Genomic DNA, 22673 nt, shown 5'->3' with positions numbered 1-22673 from the left:
GCGTTTCATGTTCGCGGAACGATACGGGATACACGTCATGTCGCGCCGCTGCGAACTCACGGGCAAAGCCGTGCAGGTCGGCCACCTCGTCAGCCACTCGAACCACAAGACCAAGTGCCGGTTCCTGCCGAACCTGTGCAACGTCACGCTCACGTCGGACGCGCTGAACCGCCGCGTTCGCCTGCGCGTCACCGCCCATGCGCTCCGCTCGGTCGAGCACCGCGGCGGCCTCGACGCCTTCCTCGTGAAGGCTCGCGAGATCGAGCTGTCGCAGACCGCGAAGCTCCTCAAGCGCGAAATCCAGAAGAAGCTCGGCGAGACCGCCGCCGCTGAGCCGGTCGCCGCCTGATCCAGGCATGCTGCGGCCCTGCCGTCGGCGTGATCCTTTCAGGACTTGATGTCGACAGCCGCCGAGTGCCCCGCGCATCGGCGGCTTCGCCATGTCTGGAATGATCGATGACCGCGCTCACGCTCGTCGTTCCGATCTTCGGCCTCGTGGTCATCGGCTGGTTCGCCGCGATCACCGGCCTGCTCTCCGAGCGCGTCAGCGAGGGCCTCTCGGAATACGTCTTCGCCATCGCGGTGCCGGCGCTGATCGTCGCGACGCTGACGCGGCCGGGCATGAGCGGCGAGATCGCCTGGGGCTACTGGTTCAGCTACTTCGGCGGCGCCGCGATCGCCTGGGGCGCCGGCTCGCTCATCGGCATACGCCGCGAGGGCGTCGAGCGGCGCGGCGCGATCCTGCACGGCTTTGCAGCGAGTCAGTCGAACACGATCTTCGTCGGCGTGCCGATGATCCTGCAGGCCTATGGCGAAGCCGGGGCCTTCCCGCTCTTCATGCTGCTCGCGGTGCACCTGCCGCTGATGATGGGCGCGGCCACCTTTCTGATCGAATCGGACGGCGAACGCTCACTCGTCCAACGGCTCAAAGGCCTCGGCCTCGTGCTGGTGAAGAATCCGATCTTTCTGGCGCTCGCCTTCGGCATGGCCCTGAAGATCGCCGGCGTCGCCCCCGCCGGCATGGCCAAAGCGCTCGTCGACGATCTCGGCGGCACGGCCTCGACCTGCGCCCTGATCGCGCTCGGCGCCGGACTGACCCGCTACCGCGTGCTGCACGATCTCCCGGGCGCAAGCGTCATCGCGGCCCTGAAGCTCGGGCTGCACCCGTTCGCCGTCTGGGTGCTGGCCTTCCACGTCTTCACGATGCCGCCGGCCTATGCCGGCGTCGCGGTGCTGTTCGCGGCCATGCCCGTGGGGATCAACGCCTACCTGCTCGCGGCGCGCTACCGGACCGAGCAGGGACTGGTCGCGGCCTCCGTGCTGGTCTCGACGCTGGCGGCGGCGGTGACGACGATCGGGTGGTTGCTGGTGCTCGGGAAGAGCTGACGCCTACCGTCGCCCACCCGCAGCCCGCCGCGCAGGCCGACGCGGCGACGCCCCCCCTGCCGCGTCCTCCTCGAACAGCTCCGCCAGCTTCTCCGTCATCGCGCCACCGAGCTCTTCGGCGTCGATGATCGTCACCGCACGCCGATAATACCGCGTCACGTCGTGGCCGATACCGATCGCCATGAGCTCCACGGGGGAGCGAGTCTCGATCTCCTCGATCATCCAGCGCAGGTGGCGTTCGAGGTAATTGCCGGGGTTGACCGACAGGGTCGAGTCGTCGACAGGAGCGCCGTCAGAAATCACCATCAGGATCTTCCGCTGCTCGGGGCGACCCAGCAGGCGCTTATGGGCCCAATCGAGAGCCTCGCCGTCGATGTTCTCCTTGAGCAGCCCCTCACGCATCATCAGCCCGAGATTCTTGCGGGCCCGGCGCCAGGGAGCGTCAGCGCTCTTGTAGATGATGTGGCGCAGGTCGTTCAGGCGGCCCGGGGAGGGCGGCTTGCCGCCGGCGAGCCAGGCCTCGCGAGACTGCCCACCCTTCCAGGCACGGGTGGTGAAGCCCAGAATCTCGACCTTGACGCCGCAGCGCTCGAGCGTGCGGGCGAGGATGTCGGCACAGGTCGCGGCGACCGTGATTGGCCGGCCGCGCATCGAGCCCGAATTGTCGAGCAGAAGCGTCACCACCGTATCGCGAAAGTTCGTGTCCTTCTCCTGCTTGAAGGAGAGCGGCTGGAACGGATCGGTGACGACGCGCACGAGCCGGGCCGGATCGAGCTGGCCCTCTTCGAGGTCGAAGTCCCAGGCGCGGTTCTGCTGTGCGAGGAGCCGCCGCTGCAGGCGGTTGGCGAGGCGTCCCACCACGCCCTGGAGGTGCGCGAGCTGCTTGTCGAGATAGGTGCGCAGCCGCGAGAGTTCGTCGGCGTCGCAGAGATCTTCCGCGTCGATCTCCTCGTCGAAGCGCGGATTGTAGACCTTGTATTCCGGGCCGCGCAGCTCGTTGGCGCGCGGGCCGGGGGGACGCATGGATTCGGAGGCCTGCTCCGACTCGGAATCCTCGGCATCGTCCGGCAACTCGCCCGAGGGTGCGTCGGCGTCCTCGGTGGAGCCGTCCTCCATCTCGTCGGAGGACTGGTCGGTGACCTCGACCTCGGCGCGGTCGCCCTGCGACTGCTCCTCGGCCTCACCCTCGCTCGGCTGCTGCTCGTCGTCTTGGGCTTCGGCGTCGTCCTCGCTGTCGTCGTCCTCGGGGTCGAACGGCGTCTCGTCCGCCATGTCGAGGGAGGTCAGCAGGTCGCGCACCGAACGGGCAAAGGCGCGCTGGTTCTCCAACGAGCTCATCAGCCCGTCGAGGTTCGGTCCCGCGCGCTCCTCGATATGCTCGCGCCAGAGCTCGACGATCTTGCGGGCCGCAGCCGGCGGGCGCTGGCCGGTGAGGCGTTCGCGCACCATCAGGGCGACCGCATCCTCCATCGGGGCGTCGGCCCGATCGGTGATGTCCTCGTACTTGCCGCCGCGGTGGTAGCGGTCCTCCAGCATCGCCGTGATGTTGGAGGCGACGCCAGCCATGCGGCGCGAGCCGATCGCCTCGACGCGGGCTTGCTCGACGGCGTCGAACACCGCACGGGCGGAGGCGTTCTCGGGCGCCAGACGCCGGTGCACGGCGACATCGTGGCAGCCGAGGCGCAGCGCCATGGAATCCGAGTGGCCGCGCAGGATCGCCACGTCCTCGACGGACAGCTTGCGCGCCGGCTCCGGCAGGCGGGCCTTGTCGCCGAGCAGAGCCGGGCGGTCGCTGGCGTAGGTGACCTCGATCTCCGAACGCCGCGCGATCGCCCGCAGGCACCCGGCCACGGAGCGCTTGAGCGGCTCCGCGACGGGCTCACGACGGTCGGCGGCCTTGCCGCGGTTGGGAATGGCCATGACTCAGCCCTCGCCGTCGAGCGCGAACGGCCGGTTCAGAATATCGTCCCAAGTATAGGGACAGGCGGCGGGCAGCGTATCGATCTTGCGCCTCATCTCGCGTGCGGCTCGCAAACGGCCAAGCCGGAACGCGTTCTTTACGGCCTCGTCCCTGCGGGACTTCAGGCCCGGATTCTTGGAGAGCTGGATATCAACCCGAACGCGGTGCTCGGCGATGCTCAAGGTCCAACTTCGGCTGCGCTTCTCGGGCTGATGATCCCACTTCAGCATGTGCAGGACGACGAGTTCGAGGGCGCTCTGAAGCCGGAAGTATTGCTCCGCGCCCACGTCGCTCAGTTCCTCCGCCACGTTCTCGAAATCGATCTCCTCGAAGCGCTTGGCACGGAGGAGCGCGACCTGTTCCCCGACCCAAGTATAAAGGTCGTCCTCATACGGGGTCGGGCGCGGGCGCTTCTCCGTCCGTGCCACGCGCTTCGAGGGCTTCAGGGCCGTATCGGACATAGCTCCTCGCGCGTGCCTATCAGCTCAGCTCAACGCAACGTTCACCGCGCTCTCCGGCAGTTCCTTGCCGAAGGCACGCTGGTAGAACTCGGCGACGAGCGGGCGCTCCAGCTCGTCGCACTTGTTCAGGAAGGTGACGCGGAAGGCGAAGCCGATATCCTTGAAGATGTCGGCGTTCTCGGCCCAGGTGATCACCGTGCGCGGGCTCATCACCGTCGACAGGTCGCCGTTGACGAAGGCGTTGCGGGTCAGGTCGGCCACGCGCACCATGCGGTTGACGAGGTCGCGGCCCTGCTCGTTGCGATAGTGGACCGCCTTCGACAGCACGATCTCGACCTCGCGGTCGTGCGGCAGGTAATTCAGCGTCGTGACGATCGACCAGCGGTCCATCTGGCCCTGATTGATCTGCTGCGTGCCGTGATAGAGGCCCGAGGTGTCGCCGAGGCCGACCGTGTTGGCGGTGGCGAAGAGGCGGAAGGCGGGGTGCGGGCGGATCACGCGCTTCTGGTCGAGCAGCGTCAGCCGGCCCGAGACTTCGAGCACGCGCTGGATCACGAACATCACGTCGGGGCGGCCGGCGTCGTACTCGTCGAAGACGAGGGCGACGTTGTTCTGCAGCGCCCAGGGCAGGATGCCATCCTGGAAGGCGGTGACCTGCTTGCCGTCCTGCAGGACGATAGCGTCCTTGCCGACGAGGTCGATGCGCGAGATGTGGCTGTCGAGGTTCACCCGGACGCAGGGCCAGTTCAGCCGCGAGGCGACCTGCTCGATGTGGGTCGACTTGCCGGTGCCGTGATAGCCGGTGACCATGACGCGGCGGTTGCGGGCGAAGCCGGCCAGGATCGAGAGCGTGGTCTCGCGGTCGAAGATGTAATCCTCGTCGCGGTCCGGCACATGCTCCTCGGCCTTGGCGAAAGCCGGCACCTTGAGGTCGAGGTCGATGCCGAAGGCCTCGCGGACGGAGACTTCCCGATCGGGGAGCGAGGCGTACGTGTCGTCAGAAAGCATGAAAGGCCTCTTTGGGGCGCGGGCGTCGGCGAAAGCTCGCCAGCGCACGCGTCCGCATCTGTTCGTTGACATCCGCCCGGCTCCGGGGAGAGCCGCTGGATGGACGGGCTGCAGACGTCATCCTTAGTCGCCGCTCCCGGCGGACGCCAAGGGGTCGGGCAGGATATAGTCCCCCGCGCGCCGATTGCCGCCCCTGCGCGGTCGCATCCTTCATGCCGTGAACGCGCAGGGGCGGCGCGTCTCAGCAGAGGTTGGCCGCACGCAGCACGTCGTGAGCCCGGATGATGTCGCGCAGGCGGTCCTCGAAGGAACGGTCGCCGCCATTCGCGTCGGGGTGGAAGCGCTTCACCAGGGTCTTGTACTGCGCCTTGATCGCGGCGGTATCGGCGGTGTCGTCGAGGCCGAGCACGTCGAGCGCCTTGCGGGCGGCCGGCGAGAGACGCGGCCGCATCGGCTCGGGCGGCGCACGGCGCTCCTTGCCGGCGACGCCGGCCGCGCGCAGCACGCCCAACGGGTCGGCATAGGCCCAGTCGCGCTCGGTCTCGGGCTTCTTGCCCTCGGCGGGACGGCCGCCGGTGCCCATGGCCCAGGTCGGGCGATGGCCGATCACGGCGTCCTTCTGGAAGGCCTGGACGGCGTCGTCGTTCATGCCGTCGAAGTAGTTGTAGGAGGCGTTGTAGGCCCGCACGTGGTCGATGCAAAAGCGGTGGTACTGCCCCTCGTGCTTGCGGCCCTTGGGCGCGCGATAGAGCCCCGCATGGGTGCAGCCGGGCACCTCGCAGAGCGCATCGCCCGTCGCGGTCTGCCCGGCGCTCGCCTTGCTCGATCCTTTGCCGCGGCCCTTCGCGGAGCCCGTCTTCGGCTCGTCGCAGGTCGGCTTGATGCGGATGCTGTCGAACAGCGGCGAGTTGAGATCCATGACGACGCGATTATGAGGGGACGGACCGGAGACACAAGCCCGGCGGGCCTGATGACGCATGCAGGGTTTCGGGGTTGACGCTCCGACCCTCCCGCCGGCCCCGAAACAGGTGGAGACGACGATGACCGGGCAGGGCACATTGAAGGATTGGATCGGGCAGACGCTGCAGGCGGAGCTCACACCGAGCTTCCTCGACGTCGTCGACGAGTCCCACCTCCACGCCGGCCATTCCGGCGCCCGGCCGGAGGGCGAGACGCATTTCCGGTTGGATGTCGTCTCGGCGGCCTTCGAGGGCAAGAGCCGGGTCGAGCGCCACCGCCTCGTCAACGGCGCCCTTGCGCCGGCCTTCGAGCGCGGCCTGCACGCACTGGCGCTCAAGGCCCGCACGCCGGCCGAGGCGGGCTGAACCCGTCCGATGGCGCTCCAATGCACGCCACAGATCGCCATCGACGAGGGTGAGCTCGAAGAAAATTTCGTGCGCGCCTCGGGGCCGGGCGGGCAGAACGTCAACAAGGTCGCGAGCGCGGTTCAGCTCCGCTTCGACGTGCGGCGCTCACCTTCGCTGCCGAACCCCGTCGCCCTGCGGCTGATGAAGCTCGCCGGCCGGCGGCTGACCGACGACGGCGTGATCGTGATCGATGCCCGCCAGCACCGAACCCAGGAGCGAAACCGGGCCGATGCCCGCGAGCGCCTCGCGGCACTGGTCGCGGAGGCGGCGGTGCCGCCAAAGCCCCGTCGTCCGACGAAGCCGACGCTGGCCTCGAAGACGCGCCGGCTCGAAAGCAAGAGCCGGCGCGGTGCGGTCAAACGCCTGCGCGGAGACGCAGGCAGCGATTGAGGCTCAGCGCGTCGTCGGCGGCGAGTCGGGATGCGCGTCGGGCTGCGGCGCGTTATCGCTGGACACGTACTTGCTGCCCGGCAGTGCCAGCGTCAGGCCAAGGGACACGACCGCGAGAAACGCCGCAAAACCCGCGGGAAACAGGAACGCGGACTCGCCGTAGAGGTGGTGCAGGAAGCCGCCGCCGATCGCGCCGCCGGTGAGGCCGGCCCAGAGCGGCGCCTGAAGCCAGAACGAGGGCGCCGGCTCGTGCAGGAGCATGTTGGCGAGGCCCGCGCCGAAGCGCACCACCGTGCCGGTGACGTAGGTCAGCGCCAAGCTGCGGCCGGCCTCGTCCTGCAGCGTCGCGTTCTGGATGCCCAGCGCCAGCACGATCGGATAGGCGTGGAGCGGGAAGGCGTCGGAACCGAACGGCACGTACAGGCCGACGGCGAACAGGCCCGCTTGAATGATCAGCAGCGTGGACAGCCGCCAGCGGCCGGACCAGGCGGCGATCAGCGTGCCGAGGAAGGCGCCGAAGCAGAACATCGCGATGACGCTGCCGAAGCGCGTCGTGCCGGTCCAGTCGAAGCTCGACACCGAGACGCCGAAGCGCGTGGTGTTGCCGCTCATGAACGACATGAAGAGCTGGGAGAATTCGAGGAAGCCGATCGAATCTGCAGTACCCGCCAGGGTTGCAAGAGCGACGGCGAATGGGATCCGTGTCGTCGCACTGGCAGGAAAGGCCTTCTCCGACATTCAACTCCTCCGATGAGCTCTGCTTCACTTGGCTAAAGCCAAGCTTGTACCGGCTGCGGCCAAGCCTGCAAACGGCAGATGGCGGCGATGGGTTCACCGCCAAAAATAAAACTTCTGCGGGATGATGCAGCCGCGGTCGATCGTGCACAACCTGGCGCTAGCAGGGTTTGCGCAGGACTGCGATCCGTCCCGGCACATTCTGCCCCCGCTCCTGCCGCACGGCCGCCGGCGGCATCGCCGCAAGAGCGAGGCCAGTGCCCTCCACCGCCGCGCGTAGATGGGCATCGCCGTGGGCGTAGCGGCCATCCGATCCGAGAACGACGCCCGCGCCCTCATGCGACTGCACCGAGACGAGAGCGAGCGCGCCCGGCTGAAGGACCCGGCCGATGCCGGCGAAGACCGGACGCAGGTCCGGCAGGTAGATCAGAACGTCGGCCGCGACGACGAGATCGGTGCTTCCGCGCGGCTGCCCGGCGAGAAAGGCCGTCAGCTCGCCCTCGACCACGCGCGCATAGAATCCGCTGCGTTCGGCCAGCGCGAGCATGGCGGGGGAGAGGTCGATTCCGGTCAGGTGACCGACCCGGCCTGCGAGCGCCCTGCCCATCAGCCCGGTGCCGCAGCCGAGATCGAGCCCGGTCGCGAAGCCGTCCGGCGCGTCGGGCAGCGCGTCGAGCGCCGCCACGATCAGTTCGGGTCCGCGATAGCCGAGAGCGCCGACGAGGTGGCGCTCGAAGCGCGGCGCGTAACCGTCGAACAGCGCCCGCACATAAGCCGGCGTGATCGCGGCGAGCGCGTCGCCCGTGCCGAGGCCGGCGAGATGAAGACGCGCGCCGAGAGAGTCGTCGGGGTCGATGTCGAGGGCGCAGGCATAGGCCGTGCGGGCAGCCTGCTCGTCGGCCGGCTCCGTCGACGTCACGAAGCGGGCCTCCCGCGCCCGTCCCAGCAGGAACCAGGCCGGCGCGTAGAGCGGCACGAGTTCCAATGCCTGCTCGGCCATCTCGACGGCCGCCTGCGCGTCGCCCTCGGCAAGGCAGTCGCGCGCATAGGCGAAGCGGCGGTCGGCGAGGATGTCGCCGGAGGAATGCTGGCGGGACATGTGTCGGGTACGGGGTGCTGAGCGTGTGGCGCCCCCTATATGCGCCCCGATGCCGATCAGCGCCTCCGAATTGCTCACCCTGACGCGGGAGGGCCTGTATTGCCCGCTCGGGCGCTTCCACGTCGACCCGACCTGGCCGGTGGAGCGCGCGCTCATCACCCACGGCCATGCCGACCATGCCCGCTCGGGCCACACCCACGTGCTCGCCACACCCGAGACCCTCCGGATCATGGCCGTGCGCTACGGCGCGGATTTCTGCGAGACCCGGCAGGAGGCTCGCCTGGGCGAGGCCATGCAGATCGGTGACGGTACCGTGCGGTTCGCACCGGCCGGGCACGTCCTGGGTTCGGCGCAGATCGCCATCGAGAAGGACGGCAAACGGATCGTGGTCTCGGGCGACTACAAGCGCGCGCCGGACCCGACCTGCCTGCCCTTCGAGGTGGTGCCCTGCGACGTCTTCATCACCGAGGCGACCTTCGGGCTGCCGGTGTTCACGCACCCCGATACGCGCGGTGAGGTCCGCAAGCTGATCGACTCGGTCGCCCTGTTTCCCGAACGCGCCCACATCGTCGGCGCCTACGCACTCGGCAAGGCGCAGCGGGTGATGGCGCTGTTGCGGGAGGAGGGCTGGGACCGGCCGATCCACCTGCACGGCGCGATGGAAAAGCTGACCGAACTCTACAAGCAGGAAGGCATCGACCTCGGCGAAACGCCGAAGGTCGCCGCCGCCGAGCGAAAAGATCTGCACGGCGCCATCGTGATCTGCCCGCCCTCCTCGATCCAGGACGTCTGGTCGCGAAAGTTTCCAGACCCCGTCACGGCCTTCGCCTCGGGCTGGATGCGGGTGCGCGCCCGCGCCCGCCAGAAGGGCGTCGAGCTACCGCTGGTCATCTCCGACCATTCCGACTGGCCCGACCTCTGCCGCACCATCCGCGAGACCGGCGCAGAGGAGGTCTGGGTGACGCACGGACAGGAGGACGCGCTGGTGCATTGGTGCGGCACGGAAGGGATCAAGGCGAAACCGCTGCACCTGCTGGGTTATGGCGACGACGGCGAGGCCGAGTTCGATCCGGCGCAAGGCGCCGAGACCGCCGAGGCCTCGGCATGAACCGCTTCGCCCACCTTCTCGACCGCCTCGCCTACGAGCCGGGCCGCAACGCCAAGCTGCGCCTGCTGCAGGACTTTTTCGCGAGCACGCCGGACCCGGAGCGCGGCTGGGCGCTCGCCGCGATGACCGGCGGGCTGACGTTTCGCGAGGCGAAGGCCGGCATGATCCGCGGGCTGGTCGAAGAGCGGATCGACCCGGTGCTGTTCCGGCTGTCGCACAACTACGTGGGCGATCTGGCGGAGACGGTGGCGCTGATCTGGCCGGGGCCGGAAGGGCCTCCCCCCTCTCCCCGCACGCGGGGAGAGGGTCGCGACGACCTTGTCGTCGGCGCGACCAGCCCGAAGGGCGAAGGTGAGGGGGCTTCGCCGGAGGAGGCACTTTCGGATGCGCCCCCTCACCGTCGCCTGCCGGCTCGCTCTGCCGACGACAAAGTCGGCAGAGCCCTCTCCCCACCAAAATCGGGCATGCCCGATTTTGGCAGGCAAGAGCAGATCTCGGACAAGCCCGAGATGTGGGCGGGGAGAGGAGACGCACACCCCGCGGGCGTTGGTTCACCAGGCCCCGGTCACAACAACCCACCCCCGCACGTCCCGACCCTCTCCGAAGTCGTCGAGACTCTGGCCACCACCGCGAAAAAAGACCTTCCCGGCCATCTCGCCGACTGGCTCGACGCCCTCGACGAGACCGGGCGCTGGGCGCTCTTGAAGCTCGTCACCGGCAACCTCCGCGTCGGCGTCTCGGCGCGGCTGGCCAAGACGGCGGTCGGGGCGCTGGGCGGCCACGAGGCGGATGCGGTGGAAGAGGTCTGGCACGGGCTGGAACCGCCCTATGCCGGGCTCTTTGCCTGGGTCGAGGGCCGCGCCGAGCGGCCGGAGACGCTCAACCCGGCGCCGTTCCGTCCGCCGATGCTCTCACACCCGATCGAGGACGAGGCCGACCTCGACAAACTCGACCCAGCCAATTTCTCGGCCGAGTGGAAGTGGGACGGCATCCGCGTGCAGCTCGCCGGAGGCCGTGACCGTGAGGGCCGGCACGTCGCCAAGGTCTATTCCCGCACCGGCGAAGACATCACCGGAGCATTCCCGGATCTCGCCGAGGCCGTGACCTTCGAGGGCGCGATCGACGGAGAGTTGCTGATTCTTCGCGAGAGCCGGGTGCAGAGCTTCAACGTGCTGCAGCAGCGGCTCAACCGGAAGGCGGTGACGCCGAAACTCCTGGAAGAGTTTCCGGCCCACGTCCGCGCGTACGATGTTTTTGGAAGCGACGGCGAGGACCTGCGCCCGCTGCCGTTCACGGAGCGGCGCGCCGCGCTGGAAAAACTCGTGAGGAAACTCGATCACGCGCGGATCGATCTCTCGCCGCTCGTACCCTTCGCGACCTGGGACGACCTCGCCGCGGCGCGGGCCGATCCGGCCTCGGCCGGGGCCGGCGCGGATGCGGACGCCATCGAGGGCGTGATGCTGAAACGCGTCGACAGCGCCTACCAGCCCGGCCGCCCCAAGGGCCCGTGGTGGAAGTGGAAGCGCGAGCCCTTCGTCGTCGACGCGGTGATGATGTACGCGCAGCGCGGGCACGGAAAGCGCTCGTCCTTCTATTCGGACTACACCTTCGGCTGCTGGCGCGCGGGCGCGGACGGCGCGGAAGAGCTCGTGCCGGTCGGGAAAGCCTATCACGGCTTCACCGATGCCGAGCTGCAAAAGCTCGACCGCTACGTCCGCAACAACACCACCAAGCGCTTCGGCCCGGTGCGCGAGGTCGGCCATGGCCGCGAGGCCGGCCTCGTGCTGGAGATCGCCTTCGAGGGCGTCCAGCGCTCGACCCGACACAAGTCGGGCGTGGCTATGCGCTTCCCCCGCGTCAGTCGCATCCGCTGGGACAAGCCGCCCGCGGAGGCCGACCGGGTCGAGGCGCTGGAACGGATTCTGGAACGTGGCGAACGCGAGATCGCGCCGGGCGCGACGATGGAGACGAAGATATGAGGCAGGCGGGCAAGATCGGCGCGATCGAGGGTTTTGCGAGCGGCCCCGTGACCCGGCAGGCGAGCGCCCGGTTCACGGTCTCGACGCCGGGCCAGGGTTTCACGGACGTCACGAGCGCGGTCGCCGCCTTCGTGCGCGAGAGCGGCCTGCAGACCGGCCTCGTCACGGTGTTCTGCCGGCACACCTCGGCCTCCCTCACCATCCAGGAGAACGCCGACCCGGACGTGCAGACCGACCTGATGACGGCGCTGGACGGCCTCGCCCCGCGTCACGCGGGATACGTGCATGGGATGGAGGGGCCGGACGACATGCCGGCGCATATTCGGACGATGGTGACGGATTCGAGCGTGAGCATACCGCTGATCGACGGGCGGCTGGGGCTCGGGACATGGCAGGGGATCTACTTGATTGAGCACCGGGACCGGGGGCACCGGCGGGAGCTGTTGTTGAGCGTACTGGGAACCTGAATCGCAATCGTCATTGCTTCGCCGAGCCCGCAATGGCCAGATTCGAAGTGCGTTTCAGGCGCCGCCGGCCACGTACCGCGCAAACCCCTTCGCCCGCAGCGCGCATGCCGGGCACATCCCGCAGCCGTATCCCCAGGCGTGCCGCGCGCCGCGCTCGCCGAGATAGCAGGTGTGGCTGCCCTCCACGACGAGGTCGACCAGCGGCTTGCCGCCGAGGTCTTCGGCCAGCGCCCAGGTCGCGGCCTTGTCGAGCCACATCAGGGGGGTGTGGAGGACGAAGCGGCGCTGCATGCCGAGGTTGAGCGCGACCTGGAGCGCCTTGATGGTGTCGTCGCGGCAATCCGGGTAGCCGGAATAGTCGGTCTCGCACATGCCGCCGACGATGTGGCGCAGGCCCCGGCGATAGGCGAGGGCGGCGGCGAAGGTGAGGAAGACGAGGTTGCGGCCCGGCACGAAGGTGTTGGGCAGGCCGTCGGCCTCCATCGCGATCTCGGTCTCGCGGGTCAGCGCAGTGTCCGAGACCTCGCCGAGCGCCGCGAGATCGATGGTGTGGTCGCGGCCGAGCCGGCGCCACCAGGTCTGGTCGAGGCTCGTGAGGCCCTTGCGCAGGCCGGCGCGGCATTCGAGCTCGATGCGGTGGCGCTGGCCGTAATCGAAACCGAGGGTTTCGACGCGGGGGAAGCGGTCGAGCGCCCAGGCGAGGCAGGTCGCCGAATCCTGTCCGCCCGAGAACAGAACCAGCGCGCCGTCGTCAAAACCGTCAGTCGCCGTCATACTCCGCCCACGAAAGCGGCGTCTCGAACACCTTGACGGAGGAGAGGCCGGACAGCACCGGCTTGGTCTTATGCCAGATCCAGGCCGCGATGTGCTCGGCGGTGGGATTGGCGAGACCTTCGATCTCGTTGAGGCAGTGGTGGTCGAGCTGGTCGAGGATCGGCGCGAAGGCGCTCTCGACGTCGTAGAAGTCGATGACCCAGCCGCTGTCGCCGTCCACCGCACCGGAGACCTGCAGCTCGACGCGATAGGAATGCCCATGCATGCGGAAGCAGCGATGCGTCTGCGGCACGTTCGGCAGGCGGTGCGCCGCCTCGAAGGTGAAGGCCTGGGTGATCTTCATCGTGTCTCGTCCGGCGGCGCGACTCGATCGCGGCGACGCTTGGCATCTGAACTGAGCGACGAGCTTAGAAAAGGAAAATGGTGGAGCCTAACGGGATCGAACCGATGACCTCTTCCATGCCATGGAAGCGCTCTCCCAGCTGAGCTAAGGCCCCACTCTTTGCCGAAACGGTCTGGTATGTCCGTTTCGGTGGATCGCCCCGGCGGGAAGCCCGTCGGGGAGGGCGGTTCTATAAGCGGAGGGCCGGCGGAGACGCAAGCCCCTTTTCCGCTCTATTTTCCGACCCCACCGCCTGTGCCTCGGCGGCAACAGGGCGGCCGGGTGTCAGCTGTCCTCGTCGTTGTCGCCGTCGTTCTCGACGAGATCCGACACGTCGTCGTCATCCTCCTCTTCGAGGAAGGTGTCGTCGTCGGTGCTGGTCGAAGACGAATCGTCGTCGTCGCCGTCATCGCCGTCGACCTTCGCGTCGCTGTCCTCGCTCGCCTCGGCTTCGTCGAGGGAGACCACCTCCGGACGGCTCTCGTCCTCGTCTTCCTCGTCGTCATCCTTGCGGGACACGATCGGCGCGGCGACGCGGCCGCCGGCGGCCATCTGGAAGACCGTGCCGCATTTCGGGCAGGTCGCCGGATCGCGGTCGAGGTCGTAGAACTTCGCGCCGCAATTCATGCATTGGCGCTTGATACCGAGTTCCGGTCGGGCCACGGGCTGGAACCTCTGGAGGTCGTGTCGGGGGGAGCGCGGCCCCGTTAGTCGGCTCTGCCAAGCATGTCAAATATGCATGCGCCGGCCGGAGAGATCGCCACCGACGCCTACTGGTCCGGGCGGGATGTCCGGCGCGGATGACGGCGGCGCAGGCCCATGGTAACCGGCGCGGGTTCCGGGGCGCCGCGGCGGCCCGCAAATTCCAGCAGAACCCCTCCCAGCCGAACCCCGACGATTCCCGTGTCGCACGCCTCCGAGCCGCAGCCCGTCACCGCCTCGCCCGGAGCACCGCTCCGCGGCACGCTGCGGCCGCCGGGCGACAAGTCGATCTCGCACCGCGCGATGATCTTGGGACTTCTCTCGATCGGCGAGACGCGGGTCGAAGGCCTGCTCGAAGGCGACGACGTCCTGCGCACGGCCGCTGCCTGCCGGGCTCTCGGCGCGTCCATGGAGCGCCTGGGCGACGGGCGCTGGGTGATCCGCGGCGTCGGCATCGGCGGCATGGGCGATCCGACCGAAACGCTCGATTTCGGCAATGCCGGCACCGGCTCGCGCCTGATGATGGGCGTCGTCGGCGGCCAGCCGGTCACCGCGAACTTCGACGGCGACGCCTCTCTCCGCAAGCGCCCCATGCGCCGCATCCTCGATCCGCTCCTGAAGATGGGTACCGAGATCGTGAGCGAGGCCGAGGGCGGGCGCGTGCCGCTAACCCTGCGTGGACCGTCCGAGGCGATCCCGATCAGCTGCGAGACGCCGGTGGCCTCGGCCCAGATCAAGTCGGCTGTGCTGTTCGCCGGGCTCAACGCACCGGGCGTCACCACCGTGATCGAGGCGGCCGCCACCCGCGACCACACTGAGCGGATGCTGCGCCTGTTCGGCGCCGAGGTCGCGGTGACGCCACACGGTCCCGACGGACACGGCCGCGCCATCGCGCTCACCGGTCAGCCGACCCTGCGCGGCACCGGTGTCGTCGTGCCGGCCGATCCGTCCTCGGCGGCGTTCCCCCTGGTAGCCGCCCTGATCGTGCCGGGCTCGGAGGTGACGATCCAGGGCGTGATGATGAACCCGCTGCGCACCGGCCTCATCACCACGCTGATCGAGATGGGCGGCGACATCGAGCGCCTGAACGAACGCGAGGAGGGCGGCGAGACCGTCGCGGACCTTCGCGTCCGCGCGAGCCGTCTCAGGGGCGTCGACGTGCCCCCGGAGCGGGCGCCGGCCATGATCGACGAGTATCCGGTGCTCGCCGTGGCCGCGGCCTTTGCCGAGGGCACCACGCGCATGAATGGCTTGCACGAGCTGCGGGTGAAGGAATCCGACCGGCTCGCCGCCGTCGCGGACGGGCTCGCCGCCAACGGCATCCCCCACAGGATCGAGGGCGACGACCTGGTCGTCACCGGCGACGGCACGGCCCCGCAGGGCGGCGGCACCGTGGCGACGCATCTCGATCACCGCATCGCCATGTCGTTCCTGGTGTTGGGCCTCGCTTCGCGAAACCCCGTCACGGTGGATGACGGCGCGATGATCGCGACGAGCTTCCCGAGCTTCACGCAGAGCATGCTTGCGCTCGGCGCCGCGATCTCGGAGTGACGCGCGTGCCGCTGGTCATCGCCATCGACGGGCCTGCCGCCTCCGGCAAGGGCACTCTCGCCAAGCGCCTCGCCCATCATTACGGGCTGCCGCATCTCGATACCGGGCTGCTCTACCGGGCGGTCGCCCTGCTGATGCTCGATGCCGGCGCGGACCTCGACGACGGCGGGGAGGCGGCCCGCACCGCCGCCCGCCTCGTCGCCGACCAGCTCGCCGACCCGCGCCTGCGCGAGCGCGCCATGGGCGAGGCCGCCTCGCGGGTCTCCAGCGTGCCGGAGGTTCGGACTGCGCTTCTGTCGTGGCAGCGCCGCTTCGCCGGCGGCGAGGCCGGCGCGGTGCTCGACGGACGCGACATCGGCACGGTGATCTGCCCCGACGCGCGGGTGAAGCTGTTCATCACGGCCTCGCCCGAGGAACGCGCCCGCCGCCGCCACCGCGAACTCGCCGGCCGAGGCGAGGAGACGACGCTGGCCGCGATCCTCGCCGACATCCGCGCCCGCGACGCGCGCGATTCTTCGCGCAGCGCCGCGCCGCTCAAGGCCGCAGAGGACGCCGTACGCCTCGACACCACGGAACTCGATGCGGAGGAGGCCTTCGCCGCCGCCCGCGACGTGGTGGACAGGGCACGCGAGCACTAAAATCTCTGCCCGGAAAATTGCCGTCGGATTCAAAAAGTTCGATATAAACCAATATCTTAAATCATCCGCTCGGATACAATATCCGAGCCGACTCGCTAGCGGGCTTCGAACGGAAGCGTACGATTTCGACCGCTCGATATCATTGTTTTGCCATTCCCATGTGCGCTTTGCATGGGGATGGCCATAGATCAGCGGCCAGCCAAAGTTGCATACATATGAAATTCCGATAGATTAATCTCGACTGTGGGCTCAATACTTCGTGCCACGGTGCCATGGTTTACGCAGATTTGCCCCAGCCCGCGGAGAGGCAAGGTTGGCCCGGTATTTCTTCGATCTGAACGACGGATCCGATATCCCGGACGAGATAGGTCGCGAGATCGCCGACCTCGCCGCCCTGCGCCGGGAGGCTCTGCGGGTGATGACGTCGCTCACGGCGGCCGAAGCCGAGGATGCGAAGGATACCACGTTGGTGATGACGGTTCGAGACGAAGCGGGCAGGACGCCGCTCAAGGTCCGTCTCGTGTGTCAGGTTGAGGAATTTTAGAACCTTCGCGCGGCTGTTTGGCCAACTTGAGGGCGATCATCTCGAGGAGGACGCGAAGACGGAAGCTTTCTCGCTCTCCCAGATCGTCCATGACCAAGGCGATATTACGCGAGATTTCCGCGACGATACGATCGTCGGCATTTGTCATCGGGCTACCCGCAACTGCCGCGTAAGCCTGGGGCGAAAGTGCAGGACTCTCTCAGCCGCCGACTCCCGGGAATATCGGCCCACAATCGCTATGTCGTATACCATACATAACAATCGTGCAACTACGAATTGTTGACACTGCGACTGCTCGGTTGGCTGCGGCACAACTCGAGAGCTTGGCAAAAGAAGTCTTCGGCACCAGGGAATCGCCGAATATTGGACCCAGACGGCAAACGTGTAGGCCACCCGATCACGGATGGCCGCGATACGATATTCGGGCCATGGCGACGGTACTCCGCGCGGCCGTGTCCGTCATGCCGCTCCGATCAGGCGTGCGTACTCGGCCTCCGCCACGCCATAGGAATCGCCGGCTGCCGCTTCCAGGCCGGCCCGGTCGAGCACTTCGATCCGGCCACGACGGGCCCGGATGAGCTGGTTGCCTTCGATCACTTGGATCGCCACCGTGACGCTCGACCGCTGAACGCCGAGCATGATCCCGAGAAACTCGTGCGTGACCGCGAGTTCGCTGCCGCCGAGACGGTCCTGGCACATCAGGAGCCAACGGGCGAGGCGTGTGTCGAGCGTGTGGCTGAGATTGGCGTAGGCCGTCTGTGCCGTCTGGATCAGCAAGGTATGGATGAAGCTCAGGAAGAGCTTCTCCAGGCTTCTGCTCGCTCGCGTCGCAGCCTGAAACGCGTCGACGCCGATGCTCAAACCATGTCCGGCAGCCTGCACGAAATGCGCGTCGGGCGTCCGGTCGCCGGCCAGAAGAATGGGTACGGCGCCGACGAGGCCCTCGTTGCCGATCAGCCCGGTCTCGGCCTGACGCCCCTGCCGTCCCGCGACGATCGAAACGAAACCGCTCTCCGGGAAAACCAGATCGCGGATCGGCTCATGCGGCGAGATCAGCGACAGTTTGAGATCGAGTTGGACAGGGACCAGATGCGGCTCGAGCAACGCGAAGTCGGACGGGTTGCAGTGCCGGAGAAGGCGGTTCCTGACGGAGGGCTGCACGGACACGGTGAACTCTTTCCAACAAGAGAAAAAGCTCGCGCTGTCTCTCGGACGTCCGCGCCAACGAGTGTCGAAGACGGCATCGCTTTTTAGGATTTTTCTCGCCCCGGCAAGATAACCGCATGTCTTTGTCGGGTACCCGACGAAATTCCTGAGTAAGTTTACATCTTTCGATTTCGGTTCGTCCGGGATATAGTCATTACTTACCAGATTGTAAGAGATTTATTTTACAATCTTGAAGTCGTTTTCGATACCAGATCCCGCAAAATCAAGAGGACTTTCCGTCAATCGACATTACGATTGGCGAAGCTCCCGCTCATCGTGCTGCCACGCGTGGCATCTTCGGATCCAGCGGATCCTTTCGAAGCCGCGCATTTCTGGACATGGTGCGCCGCGTTCTGCATCGGACGACTAAGCTTTACTTGACCGGAGACGTGTGAGCGCATCCCCCAGCGCAACGGCATCGTCTTTCGTCGCCGGGAGCGACCTGAAGACCGGGGCGAGCGCAGCCCGTCGGATCTGTGCGGTGACGTCACCATCGAGAGGACTGAGCCGCCCAGACGCGACCCGACACATCGAGCCCGGCGGCTCCAAGTGTCGGCTTCGACTTGCTTTCGTTCGAAGATCCGACATCCGCCGGTTCGGAAAGTGCGCTATGAGGATGTCGACGATTCAGCCAAGCAGACCGTCATCGACGAACCCCCGATCGTGGCCGGCGATTGCATCGTTCGTCTGCTCGGAGCGATGCATTCCGGCGCCGAACGCCGCGAGACCACCATCCGACGAGATATAAGCCGGCTTGTTGACTGACGGCACGACACGACTGGCTCGCCGGGCCAACCGACATCAGACAAGATTCGTTTTGCAGTCCGACGACATCACGCCTTTTGCAAAATGTTCGCTCGAACCGAGCCTAATAATCCCTTTAGCACATTATATTTTATCCGTCCGTTATTTTGACGATTATTTTCAAAATACCCACTTATATTCGAAATATGACGCAGAAAGTCGAAAATCCGCTCGGCTGTTTACCGGATCGGGTCTCGAAACGACGTTGTTTCGAGACTTGCCGGCGGCTTCCAGGCACCCCGCGATCGGGAGCCGGTGGCGCTGTACAGCGCGGACTTCGCGATCAGGCGCGGTAGCGGCCCGTCATCGATCGCAGGGATCGGACCCATGGCGGTTCGGGCCGGGTAGGCCGCGCCGGCCGAAGGTCTCCGACAGGAACCAGAGCGAGGCGACAAGCGTGGCCAGGGTGTAGGTCACCACGGCGACCGGGTGGGCGTCGGCCTGCGTCTCGACCGGCAGGACGCCGAGCGCCGTCAGCGCCAGGGGGAGCGACAGCCACCAGCCCGTACGGCCGCGATCATGCAGCCTGCGGATTGTCTGGGCGAGGCTCGCGAGCCAGAGGGCGACGATGCAGCCCATCGCCGCGAACGCTCCCGCGCGCCAACCCTGCGCTCCGAGGGCGACCGCGACGCAGAACAGGACCGCCGAAAGCAGAAGCAGGCATATCACGCGCCGCCCATAGGCCCGGCGCGACAGCCGTCCGCGCGGGTCGAACCAGGCCGTGATCCGGGCGGCGCTCACGTCCTCACGTGCCCCTCGGTTTGGCCCGCCGCGTCGGGGCTTCCGAGAGCGGGTCCTCGGGCCAGGGGTGGCGCGGATAGCGTCCGCGCATCTCGGAGCGCACCGAGGCCCAGGATCCGCGCCAGAAGCCGGGCAGGTCGCGGGTGATCTGCAGCGGGCGATGGGCCGGGGAGAGCAGGTGGAGCACCACCGGCACCCGGCCGCCGCCGAGGCTCGGATGCCGGTCGAGGCCGAACAGCTCCTGCACCCGCACCGCCAGCACCGGCTCCGGGCCCGATTCGTAATCGATCGGGATATGCGATCCGCTCGGCACGTCGAGATGGGTCGGCGCCTCCGCATCGAGCCGCGCCCGCAGGGTCCACGGCAAGAGGCCGTCGAGCGCCCGGCCGAGATCCTCCGCCGTCACCGAGTCGCGTCCGGTCCGCCCGACGATCGCCGGGGCGAGCCAGTCTTCGACCGATCCCGTCAACGCCTCGTCCGAGAGATCCGGCCACGCGTCGCCCTCGGCCTGACGGAGGAAGCGGACCCGCGCCCGCCACTGGGTCTGAGCCGGGCTCCAGGGCAGCCTGTCGAGGCCGAGACCGGCGAGGCCGCGGGCGAGGATTTCCGCGGAGCTTTCGTCGACCGGCACCGGCAGCGGACGTTCACCTAAGGTTATGGCGCCGAGCTTCTGGACGGTGCGGGCCCGCAGCTGGCCATGGTCCGCGTCGAAAGCGACGCTGGTGGTGGTCTCGATGCTGGTCCTGGCTAAACCATGGAGTACATCGAGACTAACCACGGCAGCACCCAGAATGCGGCCCGAAGCGGCGCTTCCGACGAGGTCCGCCACGGCGATGAAGGGCTCCCGGGCCAGCGCGCTCGCGGGGTCGAGCCGCCCCGCGCGCCCGTTCACCATCACGAAGACCCCGTCCCGACCCCGCGACTTGGCGATGCGATCGGGGTAGGCCAGCGCCAGCAGGGCGCCGGGCTCGGACAGGATTTCCGCAGTCAGATCAGTGTCTTCCGGGGCAACGCCCGAGCGTTCGGCCTGCCGCGCCCAGCCCTCCGCCAGCCGTCTCATGTCGCCGGCCCGGCCGCCGCGCTCGCGCGAGAACCGCTCCAGCCGCTCGGCGAGATCGACGCTGTCGCCGCCGAGCCCGCGCTCGACCAGAACCGCTGCGAGTTCAGAGGCTTGGCGCGCCGCACCGACGCCCGCCGCCGTCACCACCATCCGCGCCAGCCGCGGCGGCAGCGGCAAGGACCGCAGCGCCTGCCCCGTCGGGGTGATCCGGCCGTCCCCGTCGAGCCCGCCGAGACGGGTCAGCAGCGCCCGCGCCTCAGAGAGGGCAGGGGCCGGCGGGGAGTCGAGAAACCGCAACGATGTCAGATCCTTGACGCCCCAGGCAGCGCAGTCGAGCACGAGCCCCGACAGGTCGGCAGCGAGGATTTCGGGACGCGTGAACGGCTCCAGCGCGCCGGTGCCCGCCTCGGTCCAGAGCCGCCAGCACACGCCCGGCTCGGTCCGTCCCGCACGCCCGCGCCGCTGATCGACCGAGGCGCGGGAGGCGCGGGCCGTGACGAGGCGCGTCAGGCCGTTGCCGGGCTCGTAGACGGGCACGCGGGACAGGCCGGAATCCACAACGATTCGAACGCCTTCGATGGTGAGGGACGACTCGGCGATCGCGGTCGCCAGCACCACTTTCCGCAGCCCGTCCCGCGATGGCGAGACGGCCCGGTCCTGCTCCCCCTGCGTCAGCGCCCCATAGAGCGGCGCCAGATCCGTCTCCGGCCCGACACGGCCTTCGAGACGTTCGGCGACACGGCGGATCTCGGCCTGTCCGGGCAGGAAGGCGAGCACTGATCCAGGGTCGGCGCGCAAGGCGCGCAGGATCGCCTCGGCCATGGAATCCTCAATCCGTACAGTGGGTTCGCGGTCGAGGTGGCGGGTCTCGACGGGAAAGGCGCGGCCTTCGGATTCGACCACCGGGGCATCGCCGAGCAGGACCGCGACCCGCGCCCCGTCGAGCGTCGCCGACATCACCAGGATACGCAGGTCCTCCCGCAATCCGGCCTGCGCATCCAGCGCGAAGGCGAGGCCGAGATCGGCGTCGAGGGAGCGCTCGTGGAACTCGTCGAACAGCACCGCGCCGACACCCGACAGCTCCGGGTCGTCGAGGATCATCCGCGAGAACACGCCCTCGGTGACGACCTCGATCCGGGTCCGGGACGAGACCTTCGAGCCGAGCCGGACACGAATTCCGACAGTCTCGCCAACGTCTTGGCCGAGCGTCCTGGCCATCCGCTCGGCAGCGCCGCGTGCCGCCAGACGACGCGGTTCGAGCAGGATGATCCTGTTGCCGGCGAGCCAGGGCGCGTCGAGGAGGTCGAGCGGAACGCGGGTCGTCTTGCCGGCACCGGGCGGCGCGACCAGGACGGCGGCGTTGTGCCGTTGCAGCGCCTCGCGCAGTCGCGGCAGCGCGGCATCGATCGGGAGCGGCACGCGGCCGATGGCGGATGACACGGCGCGGGCATGGCTCGGCGTCGATGCGAAATCAAGCGAGCCGCGCGATCTCCAAAGGTCGGCACTCCTGTGCCGGCTCCGTCGGGACGCCGCCGGATTTCTTCGTCATCTCAGTGATTTCCCTGTCCGTAAACATCACCGTACGACGGAACGGATCGCGCAAACCCGACTTCACTGTTCGCGCATCGGGCGCAGACGACGGAAGGTTTCAGACATGCGGTTCGCAACGACACTCGCAGCCGGTGCGCTGCTCGGCGCCATCGGGTTTGGAGCGGTGTCGGCATCCGCTGCACCGGCCATGCCGCATGCCGCCCTGGTGGCAGGAGACACGATCGAGACGGTGCGTCACCGCGGCCACCACCATCACTCCCACATGGGCCATCACGGCACCACGAAGCACGAGCGGATGATGCGTCGCCACAACACGCACCACCACGGCAATCCGAATGCTCGCAATCCCGAGCGCCCCGGCTACCAGCAGCAGCTCGGCAACACGACCAACGGTCCGCGCTACTGAGGCACGAATTTCGATCCAAGCTTCTGGTTACAAATAAAAAATCCTCCCGGTGTCGCGCCGGGAGGATTTTTTGTGTCCGTCTCGACCGCCGATATCGAAGGACGCTCTTGCGGCCATGTTAACGAAATCCGCGTCGGTCGCGCCGAGCGGCACGATCTGCACGGCCCTGTCGAAGCCGACTGGGATCGGCCTCCGCACAATGCCGCGTCCAAGCTCCTGCAGCACCTCCGAAGAGATCGAAGCGGATTGAATATCGGCATCACCAGCACGTCGGCCGGCTCCTCGAGAGGGCCGCCAAGCCGTTTCCCCAGGCGAGACGCGGCGCCCGCCTGATTCAGCGGACCGCTTCTGCTA

Annotated in this window: 24 protein-coding genes and 1 tRNA gene; 12 read left to right on the top strand and 13 right to left on the bottom strand. The window is 67.9% G+C overall.

Annotated elements, in window-relative coordinates; all coding sequences use genetic code 11:
- Nucleotides 1-37 precede the first annotated feature (37 nt).
- A complete protein-coding gene (gene rpmB, locus MFF07_RS02410) occupies nt 38-349 on the top strand; it encodes a 50S ribosomal protein L28 (RefSeq protein ID WP_147818299.1) in 312 nt (103 codons plus the stop codon).
- Between the two features lie 107 nt (nt 350-456).
- A complete protein-coding gene (locus MFF07_RS02405; RefSeq protein WP_147818298.1) occupies nt 457-1386 on the top strand; it encodes an AEC family transporter in 930 nt (309 codons plus the stop codon).
- Between the two features lie 3 nt (nt 1387-1389).
- Here MFF07_RS02405 and cobT read toward each other — a convergent pair whose 3' ends face one another.
- From cobT to MFF07_RS02385, 4 genes are all read right to left on the bottom strand, one after another.
- Entirely contained in the window at nt 1390-3306 is a 1917-nt protein-coding gene (gene cobT, locus MFF07_RS02400) for a cobaltochelatase subunit CobT (protein ID WP_147818297.1), read from the bottom strand.
- A gap of 3 nt (nt 3307-3309) precedes the next feature.
- The gene (locus MFF07_RS02395) at nt 3310-3807 is read right to left on the bottom strand and encodes a DUF29 domain-containing protein (protein ID WP_147818296.1); all 498 of its coding nucleotides are present in this window, start codon (nt 3805-3807) and stop codon (nt 3310-3312) included.
- Between the two features lie 24 nt (nt 3808-3831).
- Complete coding sequence (gene cobS, locus MFF07_RS02390; RefSeq protein WP_147818295.1) at nt 3832-4815, bottom strand: cobaltochelatase subunit CobS; 984 nt, start codon at nt 4813-4815, stop codon at nt 3832-3834.
- Nucleotides 4816-5056: 241 nt separating this feature from the next.
- Entirely contained in the window at nt 5057-5734 is a 678-nt protein-coding gene (locus MFF07_RS02385) for a J domain-containing protein (RefSeq protein WP_147818294.1), read from the bottom strand.
- Nucleotides 5735-5855: 121 nt separating this feature from the next.
- Between MFF07_RS02385 and MFF07_RS02380 the strand changes: the two genes are divergently transcribed.
- A complete protein-coding gene (locus tag MFF07_RS02380) occupies nt 5856-6140 on the top strand; it encodes a BolA family protein (RefSeq protein WP_147818293.1) in 285 nt (94 codons plus the stop codon).
- Nucleotides 6141-6149: 9 nt separating this feature from the next.
- Complete coding sequence (arfB, locus tag MFF07_RS02375; protein ID WP_147818292.1) at nt 6150-6572, top strand: alternative ribosome rescue aminoacyl-tRNA hydrolase ArfB; 423 nt, start codon at nt 6150-6152, stop codon at nt 6570-6572.
- Between the two features lie 3 nt (nt 6573-6575).
- On the opposite strand, the gene MFF07_RS02370 is transcribed toward arfB, so the two are convergent.
- Nucleotides 6576-7310, bottom strand: a complete 735-nt coding sequence (locus MFF07_RS02370; RefSeq protein WP_238230598.1) for a YoaK family protein — start codon at nt 7308-7310, stop codon at nt 6576-6578.
- A gap of 157 nt (nt 7311-7467) precedes the next feature.
- Nucleotides 7468-8406, bottom strand: coding sequence for a methyltransferase domain-containing protein (locus tag MFF07_RS02365; RefSeq protein ID WP_147818290.1), 939 nt, complete (start codon nt 8404-8406; stop codon nt 7468-7470).
- A 49-nt stretch (nt 8407-8455) separates the two neighbouring features.
- Between MFF07_RS02365 and MFF07_RS02360 the strand changes: the two genes are divergently transcribed.
- From MFF07_RS02360 to MFF07_RS02350, 3 genes are read left to right on the top strand one after another with little or no spacing between them, the layout of a single operon-like run.
- Complete coding sequence (locus tag MFF07_RS02360) at nt 8456-9514, top strand: ligase-associated DNA damage response exonuclease (protein WP_238230596.1); 1059 nt, start codon at nt 8456-8458, stop codon at nt 9512-9514.
- A complete protein-coding gene (locus tag MFF07_RS02355) occupies nt 9511-11493 on the top strand; it encodes a cisplatin damage response ATP-dependent DNA ligase (RefSeq protein ID WP_238230594.1) in 1983 nt (660 codons plus the stop codon). The genes MFF07_RS02360 and MFF07_RS02355 overlap by 4 nt, the downstream gene beginning before the upstream one ends.
- Nucleotides 11490-11960 carry a secondary thiamine-phosphate synthase enzyme YjbQ gene (locus MFF07_RS02350; RefSeq protein ID WP_147818287.1) on the top strand — a complete coding sequence of 157 codons (471 nt, stop codon included), beginning with the start codon at nt 11490-11492 and terminating at the stop codon, nt 11958-11960. Before MFF07_RS02355 ends, MFF07_RS02350 begins: the two co-directional genes overlap by 4 nt.
- 54 nt (nt 11961-12014) lie before the next feature.
- On the opposite strand, the gene queC is transcribed toward MFF07_RS02350, so the two are convergent.
- From queC to MFF07_RS02330, 4 genes are all read right to left on the bottom strand, one after another.
- Nucleotides 12015-12734 (bottom strand): 7-cyano-7-deazaguanine synthase QueC, encoded by a 720-nt coding sequence (gene queC, locus MFF07_RS02345; protein WP_147818286.1) that lies wholly within the window; start codon nt 12732-12734, stop codon nt 12015-12017.
- Nucleotides 12721-13077 carry a 6-carboxytetrahydropterin synthase QueD gene (gene queD, locus MFF07_RS02340; protein ID WP_147818285.1) on the bottom strand — a complete coding sequence of 119 codons (357 nt, stop codon included), beginning with the start codon at nt 13075-13077 and terminating at the stop codon, nt 12721-12723. Before queD ends, queC begins: the two co-directional genes overlap by 14 nt.
- A gap of 78 nt (nt 13078-13155) precedes the next feature.
- A tRNA-Ala gene (locus MFF07_RS02335) sits at nt 13156-13231 on the bottom strand.
- A gap of 170 nt (nt 13232-13401) precedes the next feature.
- Nucleotides 13402-13779 (bottom strand): TIGR02300 family protein, encoded by a 378-nt coding sequence (locus tag MFF07_RS02330; protein ID WP_238230591.1) that lies wholly within the window; start codon nt 13777-13779, stop codon nt 13402-13404.
- Between the two features lie 240 nt (nt 13780-14019).
- On the opposite strand from MFF07_RS02330, the gene aroA reads away from it, so the two are divergent.
- The 3 genes from aroA (at nt 14020) to MFF07_RS02315 (ending at nt 16551) form a co-directional block, all read left to right on the top strand.
- Nucleotides 14020-15369: a 3-phosphoshikimate 1-carboxyvinyltransferase gene (aroA, locus tag MFF07_RS02325; protein WP_238230590.1), complete on the top strand. Its 1350-nt coding sequence runs from the start codon at nt 14020-14022 to the stop codon at nt 15367-15369.
- Between the two features lie 5 nt (nt 15370-15374).
- Nucleotides 15375-16007 (top strand): (d)CMP kinase, encoded by a 633-nt coding sequence (cmk, locus tag MFF07_RS02320; protein WP_238230587.1) that lies wholly within the window; start codon nt 15375-15377, stop codon nt 16005-16007.
- Between the two features lie 313 nt (nt 16008-16320).
- Nucleotides 16321-16551 carry a DUF6894 family protein gene (locus MFF07_RS02315; RefSeq protein ID WP_147821665.1) on the top strand — a complete coding sequence of 77 codons (231 nt, stop codon included), beginning with the start codon at nt 16321-16323 and terminating at the stop codon, nt 16549-16551.
- Nucleotides 16552-17010: 459 nt separating this feature from the next.
- On the opposite strand, the gene MFF07_RS02310 is transcribed toward MFF07_RS02315, so the two are convergent.
- On the bottom strand, nt 17011-17718 hold the full coding sequence (locus MFF07_RS02310; RefSeq protein ID WP_147821664.1) for a Crp/Fnr family transcriptional regulator: 708 nt from the start codon (nt 17716-17718) through the stop codon (nt 17011-17013).
- A gap of 642 nt (nt 17719-18360) precedes the next feature.
- On the opposite strand from MFF07_RS02310, the gene MFF07_RS02305 reads away from it, so the two are divergent.
- Complete coding sequence (locus MFF07_RS02305) at nt 18361-18522, top strand: hypothetical protein (RefSeq protein ID WP_238230585.1); 162 nt, start codon at nt 18361-18363, stop codon at nt 18520-18522.
- A 342-nt stretch (nt 18523-18864) separates the two neighbouring features.
- Here MFF07_RS02305 and MFF07_RS02300 read toward each other — a convergent pair whose 3' ends face one another.
- Together MFF07_RS02300 and hrpB are read right to left on the bottom strand one after the other, a co-directional pair.
- Nucleotides 18865-19302, bottom strand: a complete 438-nt coding sequence (locus MFF07_RS02300; protein ID WP_238230583.1) for a DUF805 domain-containing protein — start codon at nt 19300-19302, stop codon at nt 18865-18867.
- Between the two features lie 4 nt (nt 19303-19306).
- Nucleotides 19307-21802: an ATP-dependent helicase HrpB gene (gene hrpB, locus MFF07_RS02295; protein WP_238230581.1), complete on the bottom strand. Its 2496-nt coding sequence runs from the start codon at nt 21800-21802 to the stop codon at nt 19307-19309.
- 214 nt (nt 21803-22016) lie between these two features.
- On the opposite strand from hrpB, the gene MFF07_RS02290 reads away from it, so the two are divergent.
- A complete protein-coding gene (locus MFF07_RS02290) occupies nt 22017-22319 on the top strand; it encodes a hypothetical protein (RefSeq protein WP_147821741.1) in 303 nt (100 codons plus the stop codon).
- Nucleotides 22320-22673: the final 354 nt, after the last annotated feature.

The organism is Methylobacterium thuringiense (genome assembly GCF_022179645.1).
Lineage (GTDB): Bacteria > Pseudomonadota > Alphaproteobacteria > Rhizobiales > Beijerinckiaceae > Methylobacterium > Methylobacterium thuringiense.
This window is presented reverse-complemented; position numbering and strand designations above follow the sequence as displayed.

What these genes read in the sequence shown, in the direction of transcription:
- MFF07_RS02385 (WP_147818294.1), bottom strand. Translation starts at nt 5,734, where the DNA reads ATGGATCTCAACTCGCCGCTGTTCGACAGCATCCGCATCAAGCCGACC.
- MFF07_RS02360 (WP_238230596.1), top strand. Translation starts at nt 8,456, where the DNA reads ATGCCGATCAGCGCCTCCGAATTGCTCACCCTGACGCGGGAGGGCCTG.
- queD (WP_147818285.1), bottom strand. Translation starts at nt 13,077, where the DNA reads ATGAAGATCACCCAGGCCTTCACCTTCGAGGCGGCGCACCGCCTGCCG.
- MFF07_RS02290 (WP_147821741.1), top strand. Translation starts at nt 22,017, where the DNA reads ATGCGGTTCGCAACGACACTCGCAGCCGGTGCGCTGCTCGGCGCCATC.
- MFF07_RS02405 (WP_147818298.1), top strand. Translation starts at nt 457, where the DNA reads ATGACCGCGCTCACGCTCGTCGTTCCGATCTTCGGCCTCGTGGTCATC.
- MFF07_RS02395 (WP_147818296.1), bottom strand. Translation starts at nt 3,807, where the DNA reads ATGTCCGATACGGCCCTGAAGCCCTCGAAGCGCGTGGCACGGACGGAG.
- MFF07_RS02350 (WP_147818287.1), top strand. Translation starts at nt 11,490, where the DNA reads ATGAGGCAGGCGGGCAAGATCGGCGCGATCGAGGGTTTTGCGAGCGGC.
- cobT (WP_147818297.1), bottom strand. Translation starts at nt 3,306, where the DNA reads ATGGCCATTCCCAACCGCGGCAAGGCCGCCGACCGTCGTGAGCCCGTC.
- MFF07_RS02380 (WP_147818293.1), top strand. Translation starts at nt 5,856, where the DNA reads ATGACCGGGCAGGGCACATTGAAGGATTGGATCGGGCAGACGCTGCAG.
- MFF07_RS02370 (WP_238230598.1), bottom strand. Translation starts at nt 7,310, where the DNA reads ATGTCGGAGAAGGCCTTTCCTGCCAGTGCGACGACACGGATCCCATTC.
- rpmB (WP_147818299.1), top strand. Translation starts at nt 38, where the DNA reads ATGTCGCGCCGCTGCGAACTCACGGGCAAAGCCGTGCAGGTCGGCCAC.
- cobS (WP_147818295.1), bottom strand. Translation starts at nt 4,815, where the DNA reads ATGCTTTCTGACGACACGTACGCCTCGCTCCCCGATCGGGAAGTCTCC.
- arfB (WP_147818292.1), top strand. Translation starts at nt 6,150, where the DNA reads ATGGCGCTCCAATGCACGCCACAGATCGCCATCGACGAGGGTGAGCTC.
- MFF07_RS02355 (WP_238230594.1), top strand. Translation starts at nt 9,511, where the DNA reads ATGAACCGCTTCGCCCACCTTCTCGACCGCCTCGCCTACGAGCCGGGC.
- MFF07_RS02365 (WP_147818290.1), bottom strand. Translation starts at nt 8,406, where the DNA reads ATGTCCCGCCAGCATTCCTCCGGCGACATCCTCGCCGACCGCCGCTTC.
- queC (WP_147818286.1), bottom strand. Translation starts at nt 12,734, where the DNA reads ATGACGGCGACTGACGGTTTTGACGACGGCGCGCTGGTTCTGTTCTCG.